Raw genomic sequence first — 7,497 nt, forward strand, 5'->3', positions numbered from 1 at the left:
CCCCGACCGGCCCCGGAATCCGTTCCGACTCGGTGAAACTGGCCGACCAACTGGTCGTCGGCGGCGTACTGGAATCGGGCGCGGTCACCTGCACTCGTGAACTGCGTGACCGTTTCTCCGCACTCGGCATCCCCGCCACCGTCGATATCCGGCCCACCGGCACCCACTCGTGGGGCTACTGGCAGCAGGACCTGCACAACAGCTGGCCGCTGTTCGCGCACGCGCTGCAGCGCTGACTCAGTCGGCGTGTACCGGTGCGCGTTCCTCGACGACGTCGACCGGTGCCGGTCGCTCCCGGGTCGGTGCCCAGAACGCGAGGATCGCGGCCACCACGAGTGTGGCGACACCGAGTACGAGCGTCGCCTGATGCAGGCCGTGTGCGAATGCCGCTTCGGCGTGTGCGGCCAACGGTTTCGCCGGTGGTCCGATGCGCTCGGCCACCTCCAGGGCACCGGCCAGCGATCCGGTCACCGGTTCACGGATCGGTTCAGGGATCTGGTCGGCGATCTCGGCCATGCGATGGGCGTAACCGGAGGCCAGGATGCTTCCGGACAGCGCGATGCCCAATGCGGCACCCATCTCGCGGGCGGCGTCGTTGACGGCGGCGGCGACGCCCTGTTTGTCGTTCGGTGCGCCGTCGACGATCGCCGCGGTCGCGGGTGCCGCGGACAGGCCCAGTCCCGTGCTCAGAATCAGCAGCGGCCACAGCACGTCGATGAATCCGCTGGTCCCGGTGAGCCGGGACAGGCACAGCAGACCGATACCGACGATCACCAGTCCCACGGTGGTGGGAAGCCGCAGCCCGTACCGTTGCGCCAGCGCGGGCGCGATGATCGACAGCCCCAGCATCGGCACGATCATCGGTGCCATCGCGACCGCGGACAGCAGCGGCGAGTAGCCGAGGATCAGCTGGAAGAACTGCACGATCAGCATGAACAGGCCGAAGGACAGCAGGAACTGCACCGCCACCGAGACCGTGCCGGTGGAAAACCCGCGCGCGGCGAACAATCGCACGTCCAGCAGTGGTTCGGCGACCCGCAATTCGATCAGGACGAACGCGGCCGCGACCACCAGGCCGGCAGCCACCGCAACCAGTACCAGCGGATCGGTCCACCCGCGCGCCGGCGCCTCGAGGGCGGCGATCACGATCAGGCCGACCGCCGCGGCACCGGTCACCGCGCCCCAGGGATCGAAGCGTGCCCGGTCGCTGTCGGTCGATTCGGGGACCGTGCAGGCCGCGACCGCGAGTACCGCGCCCGCGACCGCCATCGCGATCATGATCGACAACCACGACCACTGCCACAGCAGCAGACCCGAGCCGAGGATGCCCAGAATCGCACCGCCGCCCACGGTTCCGGCCCAGATGCCGACCGCGGTGTTGCGTCGTTCGGGTTCCACCCCCGCGGTGAGCAGGGACAGTGTCGAGGGCATCACCAGTGCCGCACCGGCACCGCCCAGCGCGCGTGAGCCGATCAGCCAGCCCGGACCGTCCAGCAGCAGCGGTAGCGCGGAGGCGAGGGTGAAGATCATCAGACCGGTGATCATCACGATCCGGCGCCCGTATCGGTCGCCGAGCGCGCCGGCGGGCAGCACCAGGCAGGCCAGCGCGAGGGTGTAGCCGTCGATGATCCAGGTGAGCTGGGATTGCGTCGCACCGGTGGCGGACGCTATCTCGGGCAGCGCGGTGTACAACGCGGCCATCGATGCGATCACCAGCGCCACCGCCAGGCAGGACACCACCACCACCCATCGGCTCTGCGCCGGGGCCTGCTCGGTCGTGGTCGCGTTCACTGCGCCTCCCAGAAACGATACTGACAGTTTCGCTATGCTACTCGAAGTATCGTTTCTTCCCTAGAACTGTTTTCGCGCCTTCCGCCCCGCGAGTCCGCCGACGAGGAATCCTGGACCCATGCCCTCTCCCACCTCGATCGAGCCCGAGGACGATCCGCGCAAGGTGCGCTCGCGCCGCCGCCTGCTCGAAGCCGCGGCCGAACTGCTGCGCGAGGGCGGCCTCGAGGCGGTCACCATCGACGCGGTGACCCGGTTGTCCGGCGTGGCCCGAACCACCCTGTATCGCCACTTCACCACGCTCGCCCACTTACGCACCGCCACCTTGGAACAGCTGATGCCCCCGGTGGTGCAGATCCCCGCCGCGGGCCCGTTCCGGGAGCGGATGATCGAACTGATCACCCGGCAGGCCACCGCCATCAACGACGTGCCGCTGCATCTGACCACACTGGCGTGGCTGGCCACCGCCGGCGAGCAGGTGCACGGCGACGGTGTGCGCGCCGGGTCGTTGCGCGCACATCTGATCGAGAACTACCGTCGGCCCTTCGACGAGTTGTTCGACAGCCCCGAGGGTCGTGCACTGCTCGGCGAGCGGGATCTGACCAAGGTGCTGGCACAGCTCATCGGTCCGATCGTCTTCGTGCGACTCACCGGAATCGGCCGCGCCACCGAGGCCGACTGCGCCCGCATCGTCGACGATTTCCTCGCCGCGAGCGCTGCCCGGCACGCGGCTGAGCAGTAGCGCTCGGCCCGACGTCGGATCAGCGCCGGTCGAGCAGCGCTCGCGCGAGGGTGTCCAGGACGAAGCCGATCAGGCCGATCACCACGATCACGGCCATCACCTCGTCGTAGGCGAGCTGATCGCGGGCGTTGAGAATCTGGTAGCCGAGCCCGGAACGTACGCCCAGCATCTCGGCAGGAACCAGGACCACCCAGGCGATACCGAGCCCGATCCGGAATCCGGACTGCACCGGTCCCCGGATCGCGGGCAACACCACCGAGGTGAGCTGCTCACGGCGGGTGGCACCGAAGGATCGGGCCACCAGCATCAGGCCGGGATCGATCGCGCGGACACCGGCGGCGGTATTGAGCACGATCGGCCACACCGAGGCCGCGGCGACGAGGAAGATCACCGGCTCGTGCCCGATCCCGAACAGCGCCACCGCGATCGGCGCCCACGACAGCGGCGAGATCATCCGCAGGAACTGCACCACCGGTGCCACCGCATATTCGGTAGCCGTGTGCAATCCGAGCAGTAGTCCCAGCGGAACCCCGACGGTGACCGCGATCAGCAGCCCCACCAGGAGCCGCCACATACTCGCCGCGATATCGGATCCCAGCACGCCACGATCGAACAGATCACCGAGCGCCCCGGGCACATGCTGGGGCGCGAATTCTCGCAGCAGCGATTCCGGGCCGGCGATCACACTGGTCAGCAGCCACCACAACAGCACCGCGACCACGACGGCGACCAGGCGCGTCACCCAGGCGGTGGTGCGGGGGCGAGCGTCGACGACGGTATTCACGATGGGTCGATCTCCTCGGTGCGGGTCAGTCCCGGCAGTCCGAACGCGCCGGGCCCGCCCGCATGATCCAGTGCGCTGCGGACGAACCGGTCGTCGACCAAGTCGGCGTGCACACCCGCCGGATCGAGCCGGGACAGGAACCGGGTGTCGCCGTCGACGGCGGTGTCGTGCATCGACGCCACGAGTTCGGCGGTGAAGCTCGGAAAGGGGAAGGGCTGGAAGCCGATGCGCTGCGGATTCCACTGTGGATGCCGAACCGGGATGCGGTCGGAGTAGGTCAGCGACTGCGTGATCGCCGGAAGCGGCTGCGGGAGATACCTGCCCGACAGGGTTCTCGCCGTTCCCTGACGGTTCGCGCCGATCCCCTGTTGTGCGGCGACCACCATGTCGGCGACCAGCTGCGCGTCATCGGGCCTGCGGTCGATCAGGTCCTGGTGCACGACCAGTGCGCAGCAGGCATGATCGCGCCAGTTATCGCCGAGGAAGCGGTGGATACGGCCCACTCCGCGCAGTTGCGCGCCGGCATTGAACGGGTCGGCGACGGTGAACGCGCTGATCGAGCCGTTCGCGAGGGCCGGAATCATATCCGACGGGCTCATCACGATCAGTTCCACCGTGCCCGCGGATCGCGACGCCGAGCTACGGATCACGGGCCGTAAACCGTTGGCCCGCAGCAACTGCTGGATCACGATGTTGTGGATCGACCACCAGAACGGAATCGCCACCTGGGTGCCGGCCAGCTGCCCGAGTTCGGTGATCTGCGGCGCCACGGTCAGAGCCGAACCGTTGGTGTGGTTCCAGCCCAGGATGCGCGCCGGCGCACCGAGTGCGAAACGCAACTGGATCGCCATCGGCATCAGCAGATGCGCGATATCGACCTGCCGAGTGAGGAACGCCTCGGCCAGGGCCGACCAGCTACGGAACAATACGGGCTCGGCGAAACGCGGCCCGCGGTCGGCCACGAGCAGCGGCGCCGCGTCGGTGATCGGCAGATAGCCGATGCGCAACCGTTCCCCGCTGCCGTCGCGCTGCTGGGCGGCGGCCACTCCGAGGTCGGCCAGCCCGGCGAGCCCACCGGCCGCGACCAGGCCGGCGCAACCGCACAGCAGTCCACGCCGCGAGATCGTGGGACTCATACCGTCACCGAGTCGTCCCGGTAGCGGTCGAGGATGCGTTGCCGCACGGTATCGCGCTGCCCGTCGTCGCCGGTACGCCGGAATTCCTCGCGCACCGCACCACGGTCGCCGAGCAGCACGATCCGGTCACCGAGCCGCAGTGCCTCGTCGACGTCGTGGGTGACCAGTACCGCGGTGCAGCCCAGCTCGGCCACCAGATCAGCGAGCCAGTCCTGCAGGTCGGCGCGCACCGCGGGGTCGAGCGCGCTGAACGGTTCGTCGAGCAGCAGCAACCGCGGCCGCACCGCCACGGCCCGCACCACCGCGACCCGCTGTGCCTGGCCGCCGGAGAGCTGATCCGGTGTCCGGTCGGCCAGTCCGGCCAGGCCGAAGCGTTCCAGCAGCTCGTCCGCGGTGGCGGCATCGAAGTCGGCGCGGTGGCGGGCGAACCGGCCGCCGAAGCGCACGTTGTCGCGCACGCTGAGCCACGGCATCAGCAGCGGCTGCTGGAACACCATGCCGGTCGTCGGGTTCGCATGCCCGTCGTCCCAGCCGATACTGCCGCCGTCCAGCCGGTCCAGGCCGGCGATGATCCGCAGCAGCGTCGATTTCCCACTACCGCTGGGGCCGAGGACGACGAGTAGTTCGCCGGCGGTGATCTCGAGGTCGACGCCGTCGAGCACCGGCTGGTCGCGATGGGAGTACGTTTTACGCGCGCCCGCTAGTCGTACTGCGACAGTTCCCATCGCAATTGGCCTTCCGAGGGAGATTGAACGGGCAGGAATGCGGCCTCACGAAAGCGCCGGTTGGTCGCCGAGGACCGGGCGAATCCGGCACCGCCGCGCAGCACCGACTCGAGGCGGGTGGCCTCGACCGCCACCCGTGAGGCCTCCAGCCGCAGCCGGATCACCTCGGCCGGAGCGACCGCCGCCGAATCGGCGGAGTAGCTGAACAACCGATCCCGCAGCGAGGTGTGCCGGGCGGCGAGATCGGCGTGCTCACCGGCGAATTCGGCGCCGAGCCCGTCGAGCCGCTGACCGGATTCGAGCACCGAGCGACCGGCGATGCCGGTGCAGAACGCGGTCTGCAGCAGCAGGAAGATCGGCCGGATCGTCGCGCAGAAGTTCGGCAGATCACCGGTCACCAGCTGGTCCGCACCCACCTCCACGCGGTCGAAGTGCAGTGCCGTCGACGCGGTGCCGTTCAGGGCGAGAAGTTCCGGTGCGGTCCGGATACTCACCCCCTCGGCATCGGCACCCACGACCGCCACGCGGCCCGTTCCGTCGTTTTCCCATTTCCCCACGGTAGGGATAGACGTTGACTTCCTCCCCACGCTTGAAGGCGGGAGATTCCAACCTCACGGTCGGGTTTTCCTGTTTCATCGACAGTCGCCTTCCCGCATCAACTGCGAGGCGGTCTCACACCATCTCCGCAGGCTTGCACGGCCAGCCCAGCCGCAAGAATATTCCTCGCCGCGTTCACATCCCGATCATGGACCGCGCCACAACGACACTCCCACTCGCGAATGTTCAACGGCATCCTCTCGACTATCCGACCACACACCGAACACGTCTTCGACGACGGATAGAACCGGTCGACCGCCACCACCGTGCGCCCGTACCAGTCGGCCTTATACTCCAGCATCGACCGGAACTCCGACCACGACGCATCCGAGATCGCCCGCGCCAGCGAATGGTTCCGAACCATGTTCCGCACACTCAAATCCTCGATCGCGATCACTTGGTTTTCGCGCACCAACCGAGTCGAGAGCTTGTGCAGATGATCGCGGCGACGATCCGCGATCCGAGCATGCACCCGCGCCACCTTCAACCGTGCTTTCGCCCGATTCTTCGAGCCCTTGTCCTTCTTCGAAAGCACCCGTTGAGCTTTCACCACGCGGGCACGGTCGAACTTCTCGTGGCGAGGATTCGAGATCTTCTCCCCGGTCGAGAAGGCGTACACAGACGTGATCCCCGCGTCCACGCCCAGCGTCGAATCCGTGGCCGCGTACTCGGCGATCGTTTCCTCCACCAGGATCGAAATGTGGTAGCGGCCCGCCGAGTCCAGCGAGACCGTGACCTGCGACGGCTGAGCCCCCTCCGGCAACGGCCGAGACCAGCGAATGTTCAGCGGCTCCGCCTGTTTGGCAAGCTTGATCCGGCCATCCCGATACGAGAACGCGTTGTTCATGTAGGTGGCCGAGTCCCGCGTCTTGCCTTTCTTCTTGAACTTCGGATACGCGGTTTGCTTGCGCCAAAACTTGTCGAACGCACCTTGCAGGTGTCGAAGCGCCTGCTGGAGTGGAACGTTGGAGACCTCGCTCAACCATTCGGTGTCGGTCTGCCGCTTCCAGTCGGTGAGCGATTTCGCTGTGTCCACGTACGTGACGCGCCGCTGTTCCAGCGTCCAGGCGGCGGACCGTTCCGCCAGCGCACGGTTGTACACGTACCGGACGCATCCGAACGTTCTCGCGAACTGTTCGACCTGATCCGCGGTCGGGTAGAAGCGATACTTGTACGCCCGCTTCACCACCCGAGATGCCATGCCTAACATAATAGCATGCTAGCCTGTTAGTGATGCGCTATCCTCATAACTGAAGCTAGAGGTTTGCACGCTGCGCTTCTCGATCAACGCGTCGTCGTAGACGTTGGAGGCCCAGGCGATCGGGCCGGACACTCGATCCTCACCGTCGGCCACGAGGGGCAATTCCCCCAGGCCGGCGAGGTGCTTGAGTGCCGCGGCCATCGCCGTGACACCAACTCGCTGCCCGTCGGCGTGCCCGGCCAGATATCGTTCCCATACCGCTTCGGTTGCGCGCCAGACATATTCGAGGCTCATGCGCTGCGCCCCCAGCGAGAATCCGGCGGCCAGGCTCTCGGCCGCGACCTCCTCGACCACGCCGGCGAACTCCGCCACGTCGGTTCCGCCCAGACCCGCGGTGAGCAGGCCGTGGCGGCCGGCTCGGCGATATCGGCGCGTGTATCGGTGGTCGCGGCGTCCAGGGCCGCCGCACGGTCGCGCGCGAAGGTCACAGCGCTCGCGTGCTCCGGTGTTTCCAGCGCTCGCGC

At 67.6% G+C, this 7,497-nt stretch carries 7 protein-coding genes and 2 pseudogenes; 2 read left to right on the forward strand and 7 right to left on the reverse strand.

Going from position 1 to position 7,497, the window contains the following annotated elements:
* Window positions 1-236: pseudogene (locus NV2_RS31855) on the forward strand (esterase family protein); the annotation flags it as partial.
* Window position 237: 1 nt separating this feature from the next.
* Here the strand turns inward: NV2_RS31855 and NV2_RS30295 are convergent.
* A complete protein-coding gene (locus NV2_RS30295; protein WP_084475717.1) occupies window positions 238-1,791 on the reverse strand; it encodes an MFS transporter in 1,554 nt (517 codons plus the stop codon).
* Window positions 1,792-1,909: 118 nt separating this feature from the next.
* Here NV2_RS30295 and NV2_RS30300 point away from each other — a divergent pair, with 118 nt between their 5' ends.
* The gene (locus NV2_RS30300) at window positions 1,910-2,530 is read left to right on the forward strand and encodes a TetR/AcrR family transcriptional regulator (RefSeq protein ID WP_067882331.1); all 621 of its coding nucleotides are present in this window, start codon (window positions 1,910-1,912) and stop codon (window positions 2,528-2,530) included.
* A 19-nt stretch (window positions 2,531-2,549) separates the two neighbouring features.
* Here the strand turns inward: NV2_RS30300 and NV2_RS30305 are convergent, their stop codons facing one another.
* From NV2_RS30305 to NV2_RS30330, 6 genes and pseudogenes are all read right to left on the reverse strand, one after another.
* On the reverse strand, window positions 2,550-3,314 hold the full coding sequence (locus NV2_RS30305; protein WP_067882334.1) for an ABC transporter permease: 765 nt from the start codon (window positions 3,312-3,314) through the stop codon (window positions 2,550-2,552).
* Window positions 3,311-4,450 carry an ABC transporter substrate-binding protein gene (locus NV2_RS30310; RefSeq protein WP_067882338.1) on the reverse strand — a complete coding sequence of 380 codons (1,140 nt, stop codon included), beginning with the start codon at window positions 4,448-4,450 and terminating at the stop codon, window positions 3,311-3,313. The genes NV2_RS30305 and NV2_RS30310 overlap by 4 nt, the downstream gene beginning before the upstream one ends.
* Window positions 4,447-5,175 (reverse strand): ABC transporter ATP-binding protein, encoded by a 729-nt coding sequence (locus tag NV2_RS30315; RefSeq protein ID WP_067882341.1) that lies wholly within the window; start codon window positions 5,173-5,175, stop codon window positions 4,447-4,449. The genes NV2_RS30310 and NV2_RS30315 overlap by 4 nt, the downstream gene beginning before the upstream one ends.
* Window positions 5,151-5,699: an acyl-CoA dehydrogenase family protein gene (locus NV2_RS30320; protein WP_067882345.1), complete on the reverse strand. Its 549-nt coding sequence runs from the start codon at window positions 5,697-5,699 to the stop codon at window positions 5,151-5,153. Before NV2_RS30320 ends, NV2_RS30315 begins: the two co-directional genes overlap by 25 nt.
* Before the next feature lie 131 nt (window positions 5,700-5,830).
* Window positions 5,831-6,973: an RNA-guided endonuclease InsQ/TnpB family protein gene (locus NV2_RS30325; RefSeq protein ID WP_067882348.1), complete on the reverse strand. Its 1,143-nt coding sequence runs from the start codon at window positions 6,971-6,973 to the stop codon at window positions 5,831-5,833.
* Between the two features lie 18 nt (window positions 6,974-6,991).
* Window positions 6,992-7,497: pseudogene (locus NV2_RS30330) on the reverse strand (hypothetical protein); the annotation flags it as partial.

The organism is Nocardia vermiculata NBRC 100427 (genome assembly GCF_001613265.1).
GTDB lineage: Bacteria > Actinomycetota > Actinomycetes > Mycobacteriales > Mycobacteriaceae > Nocardia > Nocardia vermiculata.

Excerpts from the sequence above, each read along its gene's own strand:
- NV2_RS30300 (WP_067882331.1), top strand. The coding sequence starts at position 1,910 with ATGCCCTCTCCCACCTCGATCGAGCCCGAGGACGATCCGCGCAAGGTG.
- NV2_RS30310 (WP_067882338.1), bottom strand. The coding sequence starts at position 4,450 with ATGAGTCCCACGATCTCGCGGCGTGGACTGCTGTGCGGTTGCGCCGGC.
- NV2_RS30315 (WP_067882341.1), bottom strand. The coding sequence starts at position 5,175 with ATGGGAACTGTCGCAGTACGACTAGCGGGCGCGCGTAAAACGTACTCC.
- NV2_RS30325 (WP_067882348.1), bottom strand. The coding sequence starts at position 6,973 with ATGGCATCTCGGGTGGTGAAGCGGGCGTACAAGTATCGCTTCTACCCG.